The organism is Streptomyces sp. NPDC101118 (assembly GCF_044759445.1).
In the GTDB taxonomy this organism is placed as follows: Bacteria; Actinomycetota; Actinomycetes; order Streptomycetales; family Streptomycetaceae; genus Streptomyces.
In genome coordinates, this window is sequence record NZ_JBIVZG010000009.1 from 193,758 (window position 1) to 216,577 (window position 22,820).

The 22,820-nt window shown below is 75.0% G+C and carries 2 protein-coding genes (1 of these 2 only partly in view); both read left to right on the forward strand.

The window, feature by feature from the left end; genetic code table 11:
- A complete protein-coding gene (locus ACIQUQ_RS17560) occupies positions 1 to 5,031 on the forward strand; it encodes an amino acid adenylation domain-containing protein (RefSeq protein ID WP_403976566.1) in 5,031 nt (1,676 codons plus the stop codon).
- Positions 5,028 to 22,820: the 5' portion of a non-ribosomal peptide synthase/polyketide synthase gene (locus tag ACIQUQ_RS17565; protein ID WP_403976568.1), read on the forward strand. The gene runs 5,817 nt beyond the window's last position; the window shows 17,793 of its 23,610 coding nt (coding positions 1-17,793); the start codon lies at positions 5,028 to 5,030; the stop codon falls past the right edge of the window. Before ACIQUQ_RS17560 ends, ACIQUQ_RS17565 begins: the two co-directional genes overlap by 4 nt.

Below are 22,820 nucleotides of genomic sequence, written 5' to 3' on the forward strand. Positions count from 1 at the left end.
ATGACTCAGCAGATCCGTCAGAGCGAGGCCGGCCCGTCCCTCGCCGAGCTCGTCGCCCGGCAGGCCGCCGTGACCCCGGGGGCCACGGCCGTGATCGCCGCCGACGGGAGCACCCTCGACTACGCCGCGCTCGACGCGCGCGCCAACCGCCTGGCCCACCGCCTCGGCCGCCTGGGCGTGCGCCCCGACACGGTGGTCGGCATCCACCTGGAGCGCTCGCCCGAGCTGGTCGTGGCCGTGCTGGCGGTGTGGAAGGCGGGCGCCGCCTACCTGCCGCTCGACCCCGCCCACCCGGCCGCCCGCCTCGCCTCGCTGGTCGAGGAGGTCCGCCCGGTGCTGGTGCTGACCGCCGGCCGCTCCGCCGGTACGGAGCCGGGCGCCCCGCAGCTGGACCTGGACGCCGAGCGCGAGCTGGTCGACGCCCTGCCCGCCACCGCTCCCGAGGTCGCCGCACACCCCGGCCACCTCGCGTACGTCATCCACACCTCGGGCTCCACCGGCCGCCCCAAGGGCGTCCAGATCACCCAGGCCGGCATCGCCAACCGCGTGATGTGGACGGTGCGCACGCACGGTCTCGGTGCCGACGACCGGGTGCTGCACAAGACCGCGATCGGCTTCGACGCGCACAACTGGGAGATCTTCGCGCCGCTGGTCAGCGGCGGCTCGGTGGCGCTGGCCCCGGTGGGCGCCGAGCGCGACCCGGCCGCCCTGGTCGCCGCCGCGCGCGACCTCGGCGCCACCGTCCTCCAGGTCGTCCCGTCCGTGCTGCGGCTGCTGGTCGCCGAGCCGGCCTGGCGCGAACTGTCCTCGCTGCGGCTGCTGTTCTCGGCCGGTGAGCCCCTGCACGCCGAGCTGTGCCGCCGCGCCCTGGACGCGGCCGGCCGCGAGGACCTGGCCATCTGGAACACGTACGGCCCGACCGAGTGCTCCATCGACGTCACCGCCCAGCCCTACGACCCCGCGCAGACCGCCGGCCCGGTCCCGATCGGCCGCCCGCTGCCGCGCACCCGGCTGCTGGTCCTCGACGACCGGGGCAAGCCGGTGCCGGTGGGAGTGCCGGGCGAGCTGTTCATCGGCGGCGCGGGGCTGGCCCGCGGCTACCTGGGCCGCCCGGACCTGACCGCCGAGCGCTTCGTGCCCGACCCGTACGGCCCCGAGGGCGGCCGCCTCTACCGTACGGGCGACCTCGTCCGGTGGCGCGCGGACCGCACCCTGGAGTACCGCGGCCGCGCCGACCACCAGGTGAAGGTCAACGGCGTCCGCATCGAGCCCGGCGAGGTGGAGGCGGCGCTGCTGGCCCACCCCGGGGTCACCGGCGCGGTGGTCACCGCCCCCGAGACCCGGGACGGCACGAAGCGGCTCACCGCCCACCTCACCACCGCCGACGCCCGGATCCCCGCCGACCTGCGCTCCTTCCTGCGGGGCCGGCTGCCCGAGGCGCTGGTGCCGACGGTCCTGGTGCCGCTCGCCGAGTTCCCGCTGACACCCAACGGCAAGCTGGACCGGGCCGCCCTGCCGGCCGCCGCGCCCGAGGACGCCGACCGCCCGTACGTCGCTCCCCGCACCGCGGCCGAGGAGATCGTCGCCCAGGTCTGGCGGCGGCTGCTGAACATCGAACGCGCGGGCGTCCAGGACGACTTCTTCCGCCTCGGCGGCGACTCGCTGATGATCACCCGGCTCGCGGCCGGGCTCCGCGAGGCCACCGACAAGGACGTCTCCCCGGCCTCCCTGTTCACCTCCGCCACCGTCGAGCAGCAGGCCGCCCTCCTCACCCGGGCCGGCGTCCGGCCGCCGCTGGTGCCGGTGGACCGCGAGGGCCCGCTGCCGCTCGCCTTCGGCCAGCGCCGCCTGCACTTCCTGGACCGGATGAACCCCGGCGGCGCCGAGTGGGTCTCCCCGCTGATCCTCCCGCTCCCCGAGGGTGCGGAGACCGTGCTGGTGCAGCGCGCGCTGGACGCCCTGGAGGAGCGCCACGAGGCGCTGCGCACCCGCTACCCGGCGGATGCCGACACGGCGGGCCAGCGGATCGCCGCCCCCGGCCCGGTGGAGCTGGCCGAGGCCGCCACCGCCCGCGAGGGCCTGGGCGCCCTGGCCGCCGCGCACTTCGCCCGCGGCTTCGACCTGGCCGAGGGCCCGCTCTGGCGGGCGCTGCTGGTCCGCGTCGAGGACGGGCACCCGGTCCTGGTGATCGCCATGCACCACCTGAGCTGCGACGGCTGGTCCTCGGCCATCCTGGAGCGCGAGTTCGGCGAACTGTACGCCGCGTACGCGGAGGGCCGCGAGCCCGAACTCCTGCCGCTGGAGCTGGGGTACGCCGACTTCGCCGCCTGGCAGCGCACCGCGCTCACCGAGGACGCCCTCGCCGCCGACCTCGACCACTGGCGCGAGGCCCTCGACGGCCACAAGCCGCTGGCCCTGCCCACCGACCACCCGCGCCCCGCCGAGCGCGACCACAAGGGCGCGGTCGTGCCGGTGGTCGTCCCGGCCGCCACCGCGGACGCCCTGGCCGAACTGGGCCGGGAGCACGGCGCCACGCCGTTCATGACCCTGCTCACCGGATACGTGACCCTCCTCGCCCGGCACAGCGGTGAGTGGGACGTCACCGTCGGCACCCCGGTCGCGGGCCGCACCCGCCCCGAGACCGGGAACCTGGTCGGTTTCTTCCTCAACTCCCTCGCCGTGCGCTGCGGGCTGACCGGCGACCTCACCTTCGCCGAGGCGCTGGACCGGGTCAGGGCCGTCACCCTGGAGGCCTTCGCCCACCAGGAGGTGCCCTTCGAGCGCGTCGTCGAGGACGTGCAGGGCGACCGCGACCTGTCCCGTACGCCGGTCTACCAGGCGGCGTTCGACCTGCACGACGAGACGCTCACCACCGGCGGCGCCGACCTGGACGACCTGGAGACCTTCCGGGAGGCCTGGCGGATCGCCAAGACCGACCTGACGCTCTTCCTGCGCCGCCGCCCCGACGGCACCCTCGCGGGCGTCCTGGAGTACGCCACCTCGCTGTTCGAGGACGCCACGGTGCGCCGCCTCGTCGACCACCTCGTGCGGCTGCTCGGCGACGCCGCGGCCCGCCCGGACACCCGTCTCGCGGAGCTCGACCTGTCCGGCGCGGAGGAGCGCCGGCGCCAGCTGGCCGAGTGGAACGCGGGGGCCGGCACCACCGTCGCCGAGCCCGCGGACGTCACCGTGCTGGAGCTGTTCGAGGCGCGGGCCGCCGAGCGTCCCGCGGCCACCGCCCTGCGCCACGCGGGGGCATCGGTGACTTTCCGGGAGCTGGACGCCCGGGCGAACCGTTTCGCCCACCGGCTGCGCCAGTCCGGCACCACCACCGAGCACCTGGTCGGCGTCCTCCTCGACCGGGGCCCCGACCTGGTCGCCGCCTTCCTCGGCAGCTGGAAGACGGGCGCCGGCTACGTGCCGCTCGACCCGGCCGGCCCGGCCGAGCGCAGCGCCGCGATGCTCACCGACTCCGGCGTCCGGGTGCTGGTCACCACGGCCGAACACGCCGCGGCCATGGCCCCGTTCTTCCCCGGCGAGCTGGTGGTCGTCGACCGCGACCGCGCGCTGATCGACGCCCTGCCCGACACCGCCCCCGCGCGTCGGCTCGACCCGGAGGCCATCGCGTACACGATCTTCACCTCGGGCTCCACGGGCCGGCCCAAGGGCGTGGCCGTACCGCACCGGGGCCTGGCCAACCACGTGGCCTGGGCCGCCCGCGACCTGATCGGCGGCCACGGCGGCGGCGCCGCCCTGTTCTCCTCCACCGCCTTCGACCTGGTGGTCCCGAACGTCTACGCGCCGCTGGTCGCCGGCGTCCCGCTGCACCTGCTGCCCGCCGGCCTGGACCTGGCCGACCTCGGCCGCACCCTGGCCGCCGGGGCGCCGTACAGCTTCGTGAAGCTCACCCCCGGCCACCTCGACATCCTGTCCCAGCAGCTCGGCGACGAGCAGGCCGCCACCCTGGCCCGCACGGTGCTGGTCGCGGGCGAGGCCTTCCCCGGCGAGGCCGCCTCCCGCTGGCTGGAGCTGCTCGGCCCGGGCCGCCTGATCAACGAGTACGGGCCCACCGAGTGCTCCGTCGGCACCTGCATCCAGCCCGTCGACGCGCCCGTCACCGGGGTCGTGCCCATCGGCCGCCCGCTGCCCGGCATGGCGATGTACGTGCTGGACGACGCGCTGCGCCCGGTGCCGCTCGGCGCCGTCGGCGAGCTGTACGTGGGCGGCACCGGCGTCGCCCGCGGCTACACCGGCCGCCCGGGCCTGACCGCCGAGCGGTTCCTGCCCGACCCGTACGGTCCCGCCGGGGCCCGCCTGTACCGCACCGGCGACCTGGCCCGGCAGCAGCCCGACGGCGCCGTCTCCTTCCTCGGCCGCATCGACCACCAGATCAAGGTGCGCGGCTACCGCGTCGAGGCCGGCGAGATCCAGGCCGTGCTCACCGCCCACCCGGCCGTCCGCGACGCCGCGATCACCGCCGACAAGGGCCTCACCGCCTACCTGGTGCCCGCCGGCGACACCCTCCCGGACCACGAGGAACTCACCCGCCACTGCGCCCGGCTGCTGCCCGACTACATGCTGCCCAGCGCGTACGTCGCCCTGGAAGCCATCCCGCTGACCGCCAACGGGAAGCTGGACCGGGCCGCTCTGCCGGACCCGGCGGCCGCCCGCGCCGAGGACACCGGCACGGGGCCCGCCGGCCCCCGCGACATCGTCGAGGAGCACATCGCCGGGATCTGGCAGGAGCTGCTGGGCACCGACCCGGACATCCACGACGACTTCTTCCAGAGCGGCGGCAACTCCATCCTCGGCATCCGCCTGATCTCCCAGATCCAGGCCGAGTTCGCGGTGTCGCTGCCCCTGCGCGCCATCTTCGAGAGCCCCACCGTGGCGGGCCTCGCCCGCGCCGTCGAGGCGCTGGTCCAGGCCGAGATCCAGAACGCGTCGCAGGCCGGCCCGGCCACCACAGAAGACCTCTCCGACTCTTCGCAGTCCTCGCACACGTCGCAGCCGAAGGAGCACCAGGCATGACCACCAGCGCCGAGCAGACCCAGACCCCCGACCAGCTCCGCGCCGAACTGCTCCGCAGGCTGGCCGGCCGCACGGCCCGGCGGAACGAGGAGATTCCGCGGGCCGACCGCGACCTCCCGCTGCCGCTCTCGGCCGGCCAGCAGCAGATGTGGTTCCTCAGCCGCCTGGAGCCCGACAGCCACGAGTACCTCGTCCCGCTCACCCTGCGCCTCACCGGCCCGCTGGACACCGACGCGCTGCGCCGGTCCGTGGACCGGGTGGTCGCCCGCCACGAGGTGCTGCGCACCCGGTACGACTTCTTCGCCGACGAGCCCGTCCAGCTGATCGACGAGCCCGGCCCGGTGCCGTTCTCCCTGGAGGACCTCACCGGCCTGCCCGAGGCGGAGCGCGAGCCGGTGGCCCAGCAGCTGGCCGCCGAGTACGCCCGCGAGTCCTTCGACCTGGCCGCCGAGTGGCCGCTGCGGGTGCGCCTGGTCCGGCTGGCCGCCGACGACCACGTACTTGCCCTGGTCTTCCACCACATCGCCTGCGACGCCTGGTCCACCCAGGTCTTCGCGCAGGACCTGAGCGCCTACTACCGGGGCACCGCCCCGGCCGGCGACCTCACCGTCCAGTACGCCGACTACGCCGCCTGGCAGCAGGGCCGCGCCGAGTCCCTCCTGGAGCGGCACCTGCCGTACTGGCGCGAGCACCTCGACGGCATCGCCCCGCTCGACCTCCCCGCCGACCGCCCCCGCCCGGCCACCCGCAGCGCCGAGGGCGCCGAGGTCGCGTTCGCCCTGCCCGGGGCGCTGGGCGCCGGGCTGCGGACGCTGGCCGCCGGACACCGCACCACCCTGTTCACGGTGCTGCTCACCGCGTACCAGGCCCTGCTGGGCAAGTACACGGGCGGCACCGACATCGCGGTGGGCACGGTCGTCTCCGGCCGCACCCGCCCCGAGCTGCAGAACCTGATCGGCTACGGCATCAACAGCCTGGTGCTGCGCGCGAGCTGGGCCGGCGACCCGGTCTTCGCCCGCCTGCTGGACCGCAACCGGGTCGAGGTGCTGGACGCCTTCGACCACCAGGAGATGCCGTTCGCCCGGCTGGTCGACTCCGTCCAGCCGGAGCGCGACCTGTCCCGCACCCCGCTGTTCCAGGCCGCGTTCACCCTCCACGAGTCGCGCACCGCCGCCTACGACCTGCCCGGCATCACCGTCGAGCCCTTCGAGGTCCCCTCCGGCATCGCCCGCTTCGACCTCCAGCTGCTGGTGGAGGAGGCCCCCGACGGCTCCCTCCGCGGCCGCTTCGAGTACGCCACCGCCCTCTTCGACGAGGCCACCGTGCGCCGTTTCGCCGGGCACTTCGAGCGGCTGCTCACCGCCGTGGCCGCCGACCCGGAGGCCCGGCTGTCCGCCCTGGACGTGCTGGACCCGGCCGAGCGTGCCCTGGTGGTGCAGCCGGCGCCCGAGGAGGCCCCCGACCCCCGTTTCGTCCACGAGGTGTTCGAGGCCCAGGTGGCCGCCACCCCCGACGCGGTGGCCGTCGTCGCCGACGGAACCGAACTGACGTACGCAGAGCTCAACGCGCGCGCCAACCGCATCGCCCACCGGCTGCGCGAACTGGGCGCAGGACCCGACCGGCTCGTCGGCATCTGCCTGGAGCGCGGCCCCGAGCTGATGCCCGCCCTCCTCGGCGTCCTGAAGTCCGGCGCCGGCTACCTGCCGCTGGACCCCGCCAACCCGGCGGACCGGCTGGCGTACGTCATCGGCGACGCGGGCGCGGCGGTCGTGCTCACCGAATCCCGCCACGCACCGATGATCGAGGAGTGCCATGAAGGACCGCTCGTCGTACTCGACCGAGAGGCCGCCACTGAGGCCTGGCAGGGCCTTCCGGTGGAGAATCCGCCGCTGGCTGGCCACCCGGATCAGCTGATCTACGTCATCTACACCTCCGGCTCCACCGGCCGGCCCAAGGGCGTCTGCCTCAGCCACCGCAACGTGCTCCGCCTGCTCACCACCGCCTACCGGCACTACGGGTTCTCCACCGCGGACGTCTGGCCGCTCTTCCACTCGTACGCCTTCGACGTGTCCGTGTGGGAGATGTGGGGCGCCCTGCTGCACGGCGGGAAGCTGGTCGTCGTCCCCGCGGCCGTCACCCGCTCGCCCGAGGAATTCCTCGACCTGCTCGTCGAGCAGCAGGTCACCGTCCTCAACCAGACGCCGTCCGCCTTCCGTTCCCTGGTCGCCGCGGCCGCCGAGGGCGACCCGCGGATCGGCCGGCTGGCGCTGCGGGCCGTGGTCTTCGCCGGCGAGAAGCTGATCGTCCCGGACCTCAAGCCGTGGACTGACCGGCTGGGCCTGGACGCGCCCGCCCTGCTCAACATGTACGGCATCACCGAGACCACCGTGCACACCACCTTCTACAAGGTGGGCGAGGCCGACCTCGCGCCCGAGGCCGGCAACCCCATCGGCGTCCCCCTGGACGACCTGCGCGTCCACCTCCTCGACGCCCACGGACAGCCCGTGCCCGTCGGGGTCTTCGGCGAGATCCACGTCGCCGGACCCGGCGTCGCCCGCGGCTACCTCGGCCGCCCGGAACTGACCGCCGACCGCTTCGTCCCCGACCCGTGGGGCCCGGCCGGCAGCCGCCTCTACAAGAGCGGCGACATCGCCCGCCGGCTGGCCGACGGCAGCCTGGAGTTCCTCGGCCGCGCCGACGGCCAGATCAAGATCCGCGGCTACCGCGTCGAACTCGGCGAGATCCAGACCGCCCTGGCCGCCCTGCCGCAGGTCCACGACGCCGTCGTCGTCCTCCGCGAGGACACCCCCGGCGCCAAGGAGCTCGTCGCCTACCTGGTCACCGCCTCCGGCACCGCCCTCGACCCCGCCGAGCTGCGCGAACTCCTCGGCCGCGACCTGCCGCCGTACATGGTCCCCGCCGCCTTCGTCACCCTCGACCGGCTGCCCCTGACCACCAACGGCAAGCTCGACAAGCGCGCCCTGCCCGCACCCGGCGGCGACGCCCGCCGCGCGGCCGGCGCCCACACCGCCCCCCGCACCCCCACCGAGCAGCGCATCGCCGACGTCTGGTGCCAGGTGCTCGGCCTGGACCGGGCCGGCGTCGACGAGGGCTTCTTCGACCTCGGCGGCGACTCCATCCGCGCCGTCGCGCTCGTCGGCGAGCTGCGTGCCGCCGGCTTCGACCTCGCCGTCCGCGACGTCTTCGCCTGCCGTACGGTCGCCCGGCTCGCCGAGCTGGTCACCGGGCGCACCGCCCCGGCCGAACTCCCGGCCCCGGTCGCACCCTTCGAGCTGATCTCCGAGGCCGACCGCGCCCTGCTGCCGGCCGGCGTCACCGACGCGTACCCGCTCTCCCAGGTGCAGACCGGCATGGTGCTGGAGATGGTCGTGCCCGGCGGCGCGAACAACTACCACAACGTCACCAGCTTCCGGATCCGCGACGACCGCCCCTTCCGGCACGAGGCACTCGCCGGCGCCGCCCGCATCGTCACCGCCCGCCACGAGGTGCTGCGCACCTCCCTCGACATCGAGCGGTACTCCGTGCCGATGCAGGTCGTGCACGCCGGGGCCGAACTGCCGGTCGGCAGCCGGTCGCTGGCCGGGCTCACCGAGGAGCAGGTGCGCGACGAGGTCCGCGCGTACACCGCCGCCGAGCGCGCCCGGGTCTTCGACCTGGCCGTCCCCGCCCTGATGCGCCTGTACGCGCACGACACCGGCGACGGCAGCTGGTGGCTGTCGGTCACCGAGTGCCACCCGGTCCTGGAGGGCTGGAGCCACCACTCCCTCCTCATGGAGATCCTCGACCTGTACCGCGACCTGTACGAGGGCCGCACCGTCGAGGAGCCGGCGGTGCCCGCCATCCGGTTCGCCGACTTCATCGCCGAGGAGGCCCGCGCGCTCGCCGACGGGGCGCACCCGGCCTACTGGACCCCGCTCCTGGAGTCCCACCCCACCCTCACCGTGCCCACCGGCTGGGGCGGCGACCCGGACGCGCCCCGCGCCGTCCACCAGATCGAGGTGCCGGTCGAGGACCTGTACGACCGGCTGCGCGCCCTCGCCACCGGCGCCAGGGCCTCCCTGAAGAGCGTCATGCTCGCCGCGCACCTGAAGGTGATGAGCCAGCTCACCCCCGAGCCGCGCTTCACCGCCGGCCTGGTCTGCGACGCCCGGCCCGAACTGCTCGACGCGGACCGCGTCTACGGCATGTACCTCAACACGCTGCCCTTCGCGCACGACGCGGGCCTGGCCACCACCTGGGCGGAGCTGGTGGAGCAGGTCTTCGCCGCCGAGGTCGAGCTCTGGCCGCACCGCCGCTACCCGCTGCCCGCCGTGCAGCGGCTGGCCGGGGGCCGGCAGCTGATCGACGTCTACTTCAACTACCAGGACTTCCGCCAGGTCGACCTCGACCGCGTGGACTACACGGCCAGCATCGACGACAGCCCCACCGAGTTCCCGCTGACCGTCTCCAGCCGCGCCGGCCACATCATCGTCACCGCCAACGACCGCTCGGTGTCGCGGGAGAACGCCGAGCGCCTCGCGGGCATGTACCGCTCGGTGCTGGAGGCCATGGCGGCCGACCCGGCCGGCGACGCCCGTGCCGTCCTGCTGCCGGCCGACGAGCGCACCCGCGTGCTGGAGGAGTGGAACGCCACGGCGACCGCGCTGCCGGCCCGTACGCTGCCGGAGCTGTTCGCGGCCTCCGTCGCGGCCACGCCGGACGCTGTCGCCGTGACGGGTGCCGGCCGGTCCCTGTCGTACGGGGAACTGGACGCGGCCTCCAACAGGCTGGCCGCGCACCTGCGGGAGCTGGGCGTGCTGCCGGGCGACGTGGTCGGCGTCCTGCTGGAGCGCGGCACCGACCTGCTGGTGGCGCTGCTCGCCGTACAGAAGGCGGGCGCGGCCTACCTGCCGCTGGACGCGCACCACCCGGCCGCCCGCCTGGCCGGGATCACCGCCGACGCGCTGCCGGTCGCGCTGATCAGCCAGGAGTCCCTGGCCGGCCTCGCCGCCGAGGTGCACGACGGTGCGGTGATCTCCCTCGACGGCCGGGACGCCGGGGCGGTCGCGGCATGGCCAGGCACGGGCGCGTGGGCGGCACCGGAGGCGGACGCGGTGGCGTACGTCCTCTACACCTCGGGTTCGACCGGCCGCCCCAAGGGCGTGCAGGTCACGCACGGGGCACTGGGCAACCTGCTGACCGGCATCCGCCGGGTGCTGGGGGAGTCGGCGGCCGGTGCGGAGCACTGGCTGGCGTCCACGTCGGTGTCCTTCGACATCTCCGGTCTGGAGCTGTACCTGCCGCTGGTGGGCGGGCACCGGGTCGTGGTCGCGGAGAGCGGTGCGGACCTGGTGGAGCTGGTGCGGGCGGAGGGCGTGACGCACGTCCAGGCCACGCCGTCGGGCTGGAAGCTGCTGCTGGCGGGCGGGTTCACGGTTGCCGGCGTGACCGCGCTCGTCGGCGGCGAGGCACTGCCGGTGGAGCTGGCGCGCGAACTGCGCGCACAGGTGGGCCGGCTGGTCAACGTCTATGGCCCGACCGAGACCACCATCTGGTCCTCCGCCTGGGAGGTGCCGGCCGACCCGGCTGCCGTCTCCATCGGCGCACCGATCGACAACACGCAGTTCTACGTGGTGGACGCGCTGATGCAGCCCGTCCCGCTGGGGGTCGTCGGCGAGCTGTGCATCGCCGGTGACGGCGTCGCCCAGGGCTACCTGGGCCGCCCCGACCTCACCGCCGAGCGGTTCGTGCCCGACCCCTTCGGGGACGAGGGCGCCCGGCTCTACCGCACGGGCGACCTCGCCCGCCGGATGCCGGACGGTTCGCTGGAGTTCCTCGGCCGGACCGACCACCAGGTGAAGATCCGGGGCCACCGGATCGAGCTGGGCGAGATCGAGTCCCGGCTGCTGACCCACCCGGGCGTCCGGGACGCCGCGGTGGTGGCCCGTACCGAGGACAACGGCGACACCTGGCTCGTGGGGTACGTGATCCCGGCCGGCGGTCCGGTCGAGCAGGCCGGACTCCGCGCCCACCTGCGCGAGGAGCTGCCGGACTACATGGTCCCGGGTGCCTTCGTGGAGCTGGCGGCCTGGCCGCTGAACACGGCCGGGAAGCTGGACCGCAAGGCCCTGCCCGCCCCGGCCGAGTCCGGCGGCGCGGCGGCCGAGCACGTCGCCCCGCGCAACGAGACCGAGGCCCGCCTCGCCGCCGCCTGGGCCACCGCGCTCGGCCGGGACGAGATCAGCGTCGAGGACAGCTTCTTCGACCTCGGCGGCGACTCCATCCGCGCCATCTCCCTGGCCGCTGAGGTCCGCGCCGCGGGCTTCCAGGTCACCGTCCCCGACGTCTTCGCCCACAGCAGCGTGGCCGCCCTGGCCCGCCACGTGGGCGGGGGCGCCACCGGTCCGGTCGCCGAGGCCGCGTACGCCGCCCCGTTCGAGATGCTCTCGGAGGCCGACCGCGCGGCCCTGCCCGAGGGCGTCACCGACGCCTACCCGGTCTCCCAGGTGCAGCTCGGCATGCTCGTCGAGATGGACCTGGACCAGGACCGGGCCGCGTACCACAACGTCGACGGCTTCGAGGTCCGCGACGACCAGCCGCTGGTGCCCTCCGCGCTGCGCGCCGCCGCCGAGGAGCTGGTGGCCCGACACGAGGTCCTGCGCACCGGCTTCGTCCTCACCGGCTACAGCACCCCCCTCCAGCTGGTCCACGCCACGGCTCCCGTCCAGGTGGCCGTCGCCGACCTGACCGCCCTCGGCGCGGAGGCCCGCCGGGCCGCCGTGACCGCCCACGAGCAGGCCGAGCGCACGGCGGGCTTCGACACCGCGCGCCCCTCGCTGGTCCGCTTCTCCGCGCACCTGCTGCCCGGCACCGACTGGCACCTGACGATCACCTACGCCCACCCCGTCCTGGAGGGCTTCGGCTACCACGCGCTGCTCACCGAACTCCTCGCCGTCTACCGGGAGATCCGCGACACCGGCCGCCCCGCTCCGCTCCCGGCCGGCCCGGCCCGCAGCGGGCGCTACGCGGACTTCGTCGCCGGCGAGCTGGCGGCCCTGGCCGACGGCTCCGACGAGGCGTACTGGCAGGACGTGACCGACCGCTACGCCGCCTTCGCCCTGCCCACCGGCTGGGGAGGCGAGCCCGGCACCTTCCGGGTGCCCGTCCCGTACGGGGACCTGGAGGACCGGCTGCGCGAACTGGCGGCCACGGCACGGGCGTCGATGAAGAGCGTGCTGCTCGCCGCGCACCTGAAGGTGCTGAGCCAGCTCACCCCCGAGCCCCGCTTCCACAGCGGCCTGGTCGGCGACGCGCGGCCCGAACTCCCCGGCTCCGAGCGGGTCCTGGGCATGCACCTCAACACCCTGCCCTTCGTCCACGACCGCACCGCCGGCACCTGGACGGAACTCGTGGCGCAGGTCTTCGCCGCCGAACTGGCGGTCTGGCCGCACCGCCGCTACCCGCTGCCGGCCATCCAGCGCCTCGCGGGCGGCCGCCAGCTGCTCGACGTGTACTTCAACTACCAGGACTACGGACGCGTGACCTCCGGCGACCTGCACCACGCCGGCGCCAACGCCGACATCGCGGACGCGCAGGAGGGCCCGACCGAGTTCCCGCTCACCGTCGCCACCCGTGCCGGCCACCTGGTCCTCACGGCGAACGGCGCGGTCCTCTCCCGCACCCACGCCGAACGCCTCGCGGCCATGTACCGGTCGGTGCTGGAGGCCATGGCGGCCGACCCGGCCGGCGACGCCCGGACGGTCCTGCTGCCGGCGGGCGAGCGGAACCTGGCCCTGGAGGAGTGGAACCCCGCCCCGACCGCCGACCCGGCGGGCACGGTGCCGGAGCTGTTCGCGGCCCAGGTCGCGGCCACCCCCGACGCCGTCGCGGTGACCGCCGCGGGCACGTCGCTCACGTACTGGCAGCTGGACGCCGCCTCGAACCGGCTGGCCCGCCGTCTCGTCGCCGAGGGCGTGCGCCCGGGCGACGTGGTCGGCGTCCTGCTGGAGCGGGGTGTGGAACTGCCGGTGGCGCTGCTCGCCGTGCAGAAGACGGGTGCCGCCTACCTGCCGATGGACGCGGCCCACCCGGCCGCCCGCCTCGCGGGCATCACGGCCGACGCGCGGCCCTCGCTGCTGGTCACGCAGCAGTCCCTGGCGGCCGTGGCCGCCGAGGTGCACACCGGGGCACGGGTGCTGGTGGACGGTCCGGACTCGGCGCTCACCGACCGCCAGGCCTCCGACGACCTGCCGGACGGGTACGCGGCCGCGCCGGACGCGGTGGCGTACGTGCTGTACACCTCGGGTTCGACGGGCCGCCCCAAGGGCGTGCAGGTCACACACGGGGCGCTGGGCAACCTGCTCACCGGCATCCGCCGCGTGCTCGGCGCCGGGCGGGAGGAGTCCTGGCTGGCGTCCACGTCGGTGTCCTTCGACATCTCCGGTCTGGAGCTGTACCTGCCGCTGGTGGGCGGGCACCGGGTGGTGCTGGCCGAGACCGGTGCGGACCTGGTGGAGCTGGTGCGGGCGGAGGGCGTGACGCACGTCCAGGCCACGCCGTCGGGCTGGAAGCTGCTGCTGGCGGGCGGGTTCGCCGAGCCGGGCGTGACGGCCCTGGTGGGCGGCGAGGCACTGCCGGTGGAGCTGGCGCGCGAACTGCGCGCACAGGTGGGCCGGCTGGTGAACGTCTACGGCCCGACGGAGACCACCATCTGGTCCTCCGCCTGGGAGGTGCCCGAGCAGGCCGCGGCGGTCTCGATCGGCGACCCGGTCGACAACACCCGGTTCTACGTGGTGGACGCGCTGATGCAGCCGGTGCCGCTGGGTGTGGTGGGCGAGCTGTGCATCGCGGGTGACGGTGTGGCGCAGGGCTACCTGGGCCGGCCGGACCTGACGGCGGAGCGCTTCGCGCCGGACCCGTTCGGGCCGGCGGGCACCCGCCTGTACCGCACGGGTGACCTGGCCCGCCGTCTGGACGACGGTTCGCTGGAGTTCCTGGGGCGGACCGACCACCAGGTGAAGATCCGGGGTTACCGGATCGAGCTGGGCGAGATCGAGTCCCGGCTGCTGACCCACCCGGGCGTCCGGGACGCCGCGGTGGTGGCCCGTACCGAGGACAACGGCGACACGTGGCTGGTCGGCTACGTGATCCCGGCCGCCGGTCCGGTCGAGCAGGCCGAACTGCGGGCGCACCTCCGCGAGGAGCTGCCGGACTACATGGTCCCGGGCGCCTTCGTGGAGCTGGCGGCCTGGCCGCTGAACACCGCCGGGAAGCTGGACCGCAAGGCCCTGCCCGCCCCGAGCCGGAGCGCCGGAACGGCACATATAGCTCCCCGCACAGACGCCGAGGCGAGGATCGCTCGTGCCTGGGAATCCGCTCTCGGGCTCGAACGCGTGAGCGTCGAGGACAGCTTCTTCGACCTCGGCGGCGACTCCATCCGCGCGGTCTCGGTCGTCGGCTCGCTCAAGGCCCTCGGCTACCGCCTCTCCGTTCGAACGATCTTCACGTACCAGACCGTCGCCGAGCTGGCGGACCACCTCGCGGCGCAGGCACCTCAGGAGGACAACGTGTCACCGACGGACATCTCCAGCCGGACGGCCGGAGCCGACGCGGCGGAGGCGCTTGCCGGTGCCCTCCAGGCGGCCGGCCTCGACCTCTCGGGCACCGGCATCACCGAGCAGACCTCGGTGGCCGACCTGCTGGCGCTGCTCCGCGCCCAGTCCGAGGCCGCCGCGCCGCAGCAGGAGCAGGCCCGGGAGGAAGGGGGCACCGCCCCTTTCGCCCTGATCTCCGATGAGGACAGGGAACGGATACCCGACGGGATCGCGGACGCCTATCCGCTGTCCCAGGTGCAGACCGGCATGGCCGTCGAGGCCCTGGTCGAGGACTCCGGGGACGACTACCACCGGGTCACCTGCTTCCGCGTCCGCGACGGACACCCCTTCTCCCTGACCGCCCTGGAGACCGCGGCCCGCACCGTGCTGGCCCGCCACGAGGTGCTGCGCACCTCCGTCGACCTGACCGGCTACTCCGTGCCGATGCAGCTGGTGCACGCGGACGCGGTCCCGCCCGTCGCCGTGGAGAACCTGTCGGGCCTGGACGAGGCCGGACTCAAGCGGGCCGTCGCGGAGTTCGCCGCCTGCGAGGAGGCCCGCCCCTTCGCCCCCGGACAGGCCCCGCTGCTGCGCGTGGCCGGCCTGGTCGAGAGCGACGAGGCCTGGTGGCTGGGGCTCACCCACAGCCACCTGATCCTGGAGGGCTGGAGCCACCACTCCCTCCTGATGGAGCTGCTCGACGTCTACCGCACGGTGCGGGACGGCGGCGACCCGGCCGACGGCTACGAGCCCGTCCCGGCCCGGTACGCGGACTTCGTCGCCGGCGAGCTGGAGTCCCTGGCGGACGAGGCCGACCGCGGCTACTGGCAGCACACCGTGGGCGCCTACCCCGCGCTGTCCCTGCCGGCCGGCTGGGGCGAGCCCGCAGCCGCCGAGGGCGCGGCCTACCGGCTGCCCGTCGCCTACGCCGACCTGGAGCCCGGGCTGAAGACCCTGGCGGAGCGGGCCCGCACCTCCCTGAAGAGCGTGCTGATCGCCGCCCACCTGAAGGTGCTGAGCCAGCTCACCGAGGAGGCCCGGTTCTCCGTCGGCCTGGTCACCGACGCCCGCCCCGAGACGCTGGGCGCCGAGCGGGTGCTGGGCATGCACCTCAACACCGTGCCCCTGGCGTACGACCGGGGCGCCCGCACCTGGCAGGACCTGGTCCGGTCCGTCTTCGACCGGGAGATGGAGCTGTGGGACCACCGCCGCTACCCGCTCCCGGCGATCCAGCGGCTGGCCGAGCCCGGCCGGCCCGTGGTCGAGGTGCTCTTCACCTACCAGAACTACCACCAGGTCGACACCGACCTGATCGACGTCGAGGACAGCCTCGGCGACGCGACCTCGCAGTTCCCCCTCGCCGTCACCACGCTCGCCGGGCACTTGGTGCTCACCGCGAACGAGCGGGACCTCTCCCGCGCCAACGCCGGGCGGGTGGCCGCCATGTACCGGTCCGTGCTGGAGGCCATGGCGGCCGACCCGGCGGGCGACGCGCGTGCCGTGCGGCTGCCGGGCGAGGAGGAGGTGCTGGTCGTCTCCGGCTGGAACGACACCGCCACCGCCGTCCCGGCCCGCACGGTGCCGGAGCTGTTCGCGGCCTCCGTCGCCGCCGCGCCCGGAGCCGTGGCCGTGACGAGCGGGGGCGGGTCCCTCTCCTACGGGGAGCTGGACGCGGCCTCGAACCGGCTGGCCCACCGCCTCGTGGCGGCGGGCGTGCGCCCCGGCGACGTGGTCGGTGTCCTGCTGGAGCGCGGCACCGACCTGCTGGTCGCCCTGCTCGCCGTACAGAAGGCCGGCGGCTCGTACCTGCCGATGGACGCAGCCCACCCGGCGGCCCGGCTGGCGGGCATCACCACCGACGCCCGGCCGGCGGTCCTGGTCACCCAGGACTCCCTGGCCGCCGTCGCGGCCGAGGTGCACACCGGTGCCCGGATCTCCCTGGACGGCGACGCCGCCCGCATCGCCGGCGAGCCGGCCACGGGGGAGTGGCGGGTGCCCGAGCACGACGCGGTGGCGTACGTGCTGTACACCTCGGGTTCGACCGGCCGCCCCAAGGGCGTGCAGGTCACGCACGGGGCGCTGGGCAACCTCCTGACCGGCCTCCGCCGCGTCCTGGGCGACTCCCCGGCCGGGACCGAGCACTGGCTGGCCTCCACCTCCGTGTCCTTCGACATCTCCGGCCTGGAGCTGTACCTGCCGCTGGTCGGCGGGCACCGGGTCGTGGTGGCCCGCTCCGGCGAGGACCTGGGGGCGCTGGTGGCGGCCGAGGGCCTCACCCACGTCCAGGCCACGCCGTCCGGCTGGAAGCTGCTGCTGGAGGGCGGGTTCGCCGGCCCGGCCGTGACCGCCCTCGTCGGCGGCGAGGCGCTGCCCGTCGAGCTGGCCCGCGAACTGCGCGCCGGCGTCGGCCGCCTGGTGAACGTCTACGGTCCGACGGAGACCACCATCTGGTCCTCCACCTGGGAGGTCCCGGCGCTCCCGGCGGCGGTCTCGATCGGCGCCCCCATCGACAACACGCAGTTCCACCTCGTCGACTCCTTCATGGAGCCGGTGCCGCTGGGTGTGGTGGGCGAGCTGTGCATCGCGGGTGACGGTGTGGCGCAGGGCTACCTGGGCCGGCCGGACCTGACGGCGGACCGTTTCGCGCCGGACCCGTTCGGGCCGGCGGGCACCCGCCTGTACCGCACGGGTGACCTGGCCCGCCGTCTGGACGACGGTTCGCTGGAGTTCCTGGGGCGGACCGACCACCAGGTGAAGATCCGGGGTTACCGGATCGAGCTGGGCGAGATCGAGTCCCGGCTGCTGACCCACCCGGGCGTGCGCGATGCCGCGGTGGTGGCCCGTACCGAGGACAACGGCGACACGTGGCTGGTCGGCTACGTGATCCCGGCCGCCGGTCCGGTCGAGCAGGCCGGACTCCGGGCGCACCTCCGCGAGGAGCTGCCGGACTACATGGTCCCGGGCGCCTTCGTGGAGCTGGCGGCCTGGCCGCTCAACACCGCAGGGAAGCTGGACCGCAAGGCCCTGCCCGCCCCCGCGGAGTTCGCCCCCGCCGCCGAGCACGTCGCCCCGCGCAACGAGACCGAGGCCCGCCTCGCCGCCGCCTGGGCCACCGCGCTCGGCCGGGACGAGGTCAGCGTCGAGGACAGCTTCTTCGACCTCGGCGGCGACTCCATCCGCGCCATCGTGCTCGTCGGAGCCATCCGCGCCGCCGGGTTCGCCGTATCCGTCCAGGACGTCTTCGAGCACCGGACCATCGCCGCCCTCGCCCTGGCCGTCGGCGGCCCGGCGGAGCCCGAGGCCGTCACCGAGCGGTACGCGGCCCCGTTCGAGCTGATCACCGGAGCCGACCGCGCGGCCCTGCCCGAGGGCGTCACCGACGCCTACCCGGTCTCCCAGGTGCAGCTCGGCATGCTCGTCGAGATGGACCTGGACGACCACCGGGCCGCGTACCACAACGTCGACGCCTTCGCGGTGCGCGACGAGCGCCCCTTCGAACTCGCCGCCCTCCAGGCGGCCACGGAGGAACTCGTCGCCCGCCACGAGATCCTGCGCACCGGCTTCGACCTCACCGGCTACGGCACCCCGCTCCAGCTGGTCCACGCCACCGGCACCGTCCCGGTCGCCGTCACCCTCACGGACCTCAGCGCGGTCGCGGCCGGCGAGTTCCCCACCGCCCTGCGCGCGGTCAACGCCGAGGAGAGCGGCCGGCCCTTCGATCCGGCCCGGCCTCCGCTCCTGCGGGTCCGTGCCGTCCTGGAGAACGACAGCTCCTGGTGGCTCGTCCTCACCCACGCCCACCCCATCCTGGAGGGCTGGAGCTACCACTCGCTGATGGACGAACTCCTGGCCCTCTACCGGGAGTTCCTCGCGACCGGCGGCTTCGCGGACACCGTCCGCCCGGCCGGGCGGTACGCGGACTTCATCGCCGCCGAACTCGCCTCCCTGGAGGACGAGTCCGACCGCGCCCACTGGCAGGGCGTCGTCGACGGCCACGCCGTCCTCGACCTGCCGGCCGCCTGGGGCGACCCGCTGGGCGACGCGGCCCCCGCGTACGAGCCCGTGCGCGCCAACGTGCCGGTGGCCGACCTGACGCCCGCCCTGCGCGAGCTGGCCACCGCCACCGGCGTCTCCCTCAAGAGCGTGATCCTGGCCGCCCACCTGAAGGTGATGAGCCAGCTCACCGAGGAGTCCGCCTTCCACACCGGCCTCGCCGTCGACGCCCGCCCCGAGACCGCGGGCGCCGACAAGGTCGCCGGCATGCACCTCAACACGGTGCCCTTCCCGCACACCCGCACCGCCGCCACCTGGCGGGAGCTGATCCGCGAGGTCTTCGAGCGCGAGCTCGCCCTGTGGCCGCACCGCCGCCACCCGCTCCCCGCGATCCAGCGCGCCGCGGGCGGCCGCAGGCTGCTGGGCACCGTCTTCAACTACCTGGACTTCCACCAGGTCGACACGGAGGCCGTGGACGAGGAGGCCAGCACCGGCATCGGCTCCACCGAGTTCCCGCTCGCGGTGATCTCCCGCGGCGGCTGGATCGGGCTGCGCTCCGACACCCGCCACCTCACCCCCGGACAGGCCGAGGGCCTGGCCCAGATGTACCGCCAGGTGCTCAAGGCCATGCTGGCCGACCCCGACGGCGACGCCCGGGCCACCTTCCTCCCGGCCGCCGACCGCGCGGTGGTGCTGCGCGCACCCGCCCCGGCCCCCCGGAGCAGCACCACGCTGCACGCCCTCTTCGAGGAGCAGGTCGCCGACCGGCCCACCGCCGGGGCCGTCACCGCCGCCGGCACCACCCTCACGTACGCGGAGCTCAACGCCCGCGCCAACCGGATCGCGCACCACCTGCGGTCCCTCGGCGTCGGTCCCGAGGACGTCGTCGGCCTCTGCCTGTCCCGCGGCCCCGAGCTGGTCCCCGCGATCCTCGGCGTCCTCAAGGCCGGTGCCGCTTACCTGCCGATGGACCCCGCCCAGCCGGCCGCCCGCCTCGCCTTCATGGCCGGGGACCTGGCGCCGAAGGCAGTGCTCACCGAGACCGCCCACGAGGAGGCCGCGGCCGCCGTCTTCACCGGCCCGCTGCTCGTCACCGACGGCACCGGCGCGGCGCAGCTCGCCGCCGCCCCCGCCACCGACCCCGAGCCGCTGGCCGGCCCGGACAACCTCGCGTACGTCATCTACACCTCCGGATCCACCGGCGTCCCCAAGGGCGTCGGCGTCACCCACGCCAACGTGGTCCGGCTGATGCTCGCCACCGAGGAGCGGTTCCCGCTCGACGCCGGACACGTCTGGCCGCTGATCCACAGCTACGCCTTCGACGTCTCCGTCTTCGAGCTCTGGTCCGCGCTGCTCTACGGCAGCCGCCTGGTCGTCGTCGACGCCGACACCGCCCGCAACCCCGACGAGCTGCTCGACCTCGCGCTCGCCGAGGAGTTCACCGTCCTGCTCAACAGCCCCTCCGCCTTCCGCGGCCTCGCCGCGGCCGTCGAGCAGGGCGACCCGCGGATCGACCGGCTGCGGCTGCGCGCCATGTTCTTCGGCGGCGAGAAGCACGACGGCCCCGCCCTGGCCCCCTGGACCGGCCGGTTCGGCCTGGACGCCCCCCAGCTCGTCGAGCTGTACGGGCCCACCGAGGCCACCGTCCAGGTCACCCACCACCGGATCACCGAGGCCGACCTGGCCGACCCGCACGGCATCCCCCTCGGCCGCCCCCTGGCCGACACCCGCGTCCTCGTCCTGGACGAGGAGGGCCGGCCGGTGCCGGTCGGGGTCCCCGGCGAACTCTGCGTGGGCGGCCCCGCGCTGAGCCGGGGCTACCTCGGCCGCCCGGCGCTCACCGCCGAGCGCTTCGTCCCCGACCCGTACGGCGAGCCCGGCGCCCGCCTCTACCGCACCGGCGACCTGGCCCGGCTGCGGCCCGACGGCGGCCTGGAGTTCCTCGGCCGCACCGACAACCAGATCAAGATCCGCGGCTACCGCGTCGAACTGGGCGAGATCGAGGCCCTGCTCGCCGAGCACCCGGCCGTCCGGGAGACCGCCGTCGTCACCGACGACTCGGCCCCCGGCGACCCCCGCATCGCCGCCTACCTGGTGCCCGCCGACCCGGCGGCCGGGCTGCCCGCCCCCGCCGAGCTCGCCGAGTTCTGCCGCGGACGGCTGCCCGAGTACATGGTCCCGGCCGCCTTCACCGGGCTGGCCGCCATCCCGCTGATCTCCAACACCAAGCTCGACCGCAAGGCGCTGCCGGCCCCCGACTGGTCGGCCCTCGGCGCCGACCGTGCGTACGTCGCCCCGCGCACCCCGGACGAGGAGCGGATCGCCGCGGTCTGGGCCGAGGTGCTGGGCCTGGAGCGGGTCGGTGCCGAGGACGGCTTCTTCGACGTCGGCGGCGATTCCATCCGCGCGGTCTCCCTGGTCGGCGCCCTGCGCGCGGCCGGGTACGGGCTCTCCGTACGCGACGTCTTCGACGCCCGCACGGTCGCCGGCCTCGCCGCGCTCGCCGCCGCCGGCGGCACCGGGGAGGCGTACCGGGCCGTCAAGCCCTTCGCCCTCGTGTCCGACGCCGACCGGGCCCTGCTGCCCGCCGGGCTGACCGACGCCTACCCCGTCTCCCAGGGCCAGCTCGGCATCCTCGTCGAGATGCTCGCCGAGCCGGCCGGCCACAAGTACCTCAACGTCAACGCCTTCCGGATCCGTGACGACCGCGCCTTCGACGCGACCGCCCTGCGCCGTGCCGTGGCCGTCCTCGCGGAGCGCCACGAGGTCCTGCGCACCGGCTTCGCCCTCGACGGGTACGGCACCCCGCTCCAGCTCGTGCACGAGGCCGTCACCATCCCGGTCGACGTGCGCGAACTCGGCGCCCTGGACCGGTCCTTCGTGGACCTGGCCGTCTCCGCCTACCTGGAGGAGGAGCGGGCCACCCCCTTCGACCTGACCGTGCCCTCCCTGCTGCGGGTCTCCGCGCTGGTCCAGGACCCGGCGGACGGCACCCACGTGTGGTGGCTCGGCATGGCCGAGTGCCACGCGATCACCGAGGGCTGGAGCCACCACTCCATGCTCATGGAACTCCTCGGCCTCTACCGGGACTTCCGCGACCACGGCACGACCGCTGACTGGACCGCGCCCGAGGTGCGGTACGCCGACTTCGTCGCCGGCGAGCTGGAGTCCCTGGCCTCCGACGCGGACCGCGCGTACTGGCAGGACGTCACCGCCCGCCACGAGCCCTTCGCCCTCCCCGAGGGCTGGGGCGCGGCCCCCGGCGGCACCCCCGAGCCCTACCTGGTCCGGGTGCCCTTCGCCGACCTGGAGCCAGGCCTCCGCGAGCTGGCCCGGCGCGCCCAGGCCTCGATGAAGGCCGTCCTGCACTCCGTGCACCTCGCGGTGCTGGCCCGCCTCACCGACCAGCGGCAGTTCGCCACCGGCCTGGCCACCGACGCACGCCCCGAGGCGCTGGGCGCCGAGCGGGTGCTGGGCATGCACCTCAACACCGTGCCCTTCGCGTACGACGGCACCGCCCGCACCTGGCGCGAGCTGGTGGCCTCGGTGTACGCCCGGGAAGCGGAGATCTGGCCGCACCGCCGGTACCCGCTGCCCGCCATCCAGCGCCTCGCCGACGGCCGCAGGCTGGTCGACGTCGCCTTCAACTACCAGGACTACAAGCAGCTCGACACCGACCTGGTCGACGTCGGCTCCAGCGCCGGAGCGGCCGCCACCGAGTTCTCGCTGATCGTCACCACGCTCAACGGGCACCTCAGCCTGGCCACCCACACCGGCGTGCTGCGCCGCGAGGAGGCCGAGCGGATCGCCGCCATGTACCGCGCGGTCGTCGAGGCCATGGCCGCCGACCCGGAGGGCCCGGCCCTCGCCCCGCTCCCGGCGGGCGAGACCGAGCTGCTCACCGCCTGGGGCACCGCCGGCCCGGCCGTCCGGGAGGACGGGGAGGCGCCCGTCGCGGGCACCCTCACCCAGCTGTTCGCCGCCCGCGTCGCGCAGACCCCCGACGCCGTCGCCGTCTCCCACGCCGGGCTGACCCTCACGTACGCCGAACTCGACGCCCGCGCCGGGCGGCTGGCCGCCCGCCTCGCCGCGGCCGGGGCGGGCCGCGGCGCCGTGGTCGCCGTCGGCCTCGACCGCAGCGCCGAACTCCCGGTCGCCCTCCTGGGCGTCCTCAAGGCCGGCGCCGCCTACCTGCCGCTCGAC

What these genes read in the sequence shown, in the direction of transcription:
- ACIQUQ_RS17560 (WP_403976566.1), top strand. Translation starts at nt 1, where the DNA reads ATGACTCAGCAGATCCGTCAGAGCGAGGCCGGCCCGTCCCTCGCCGAG.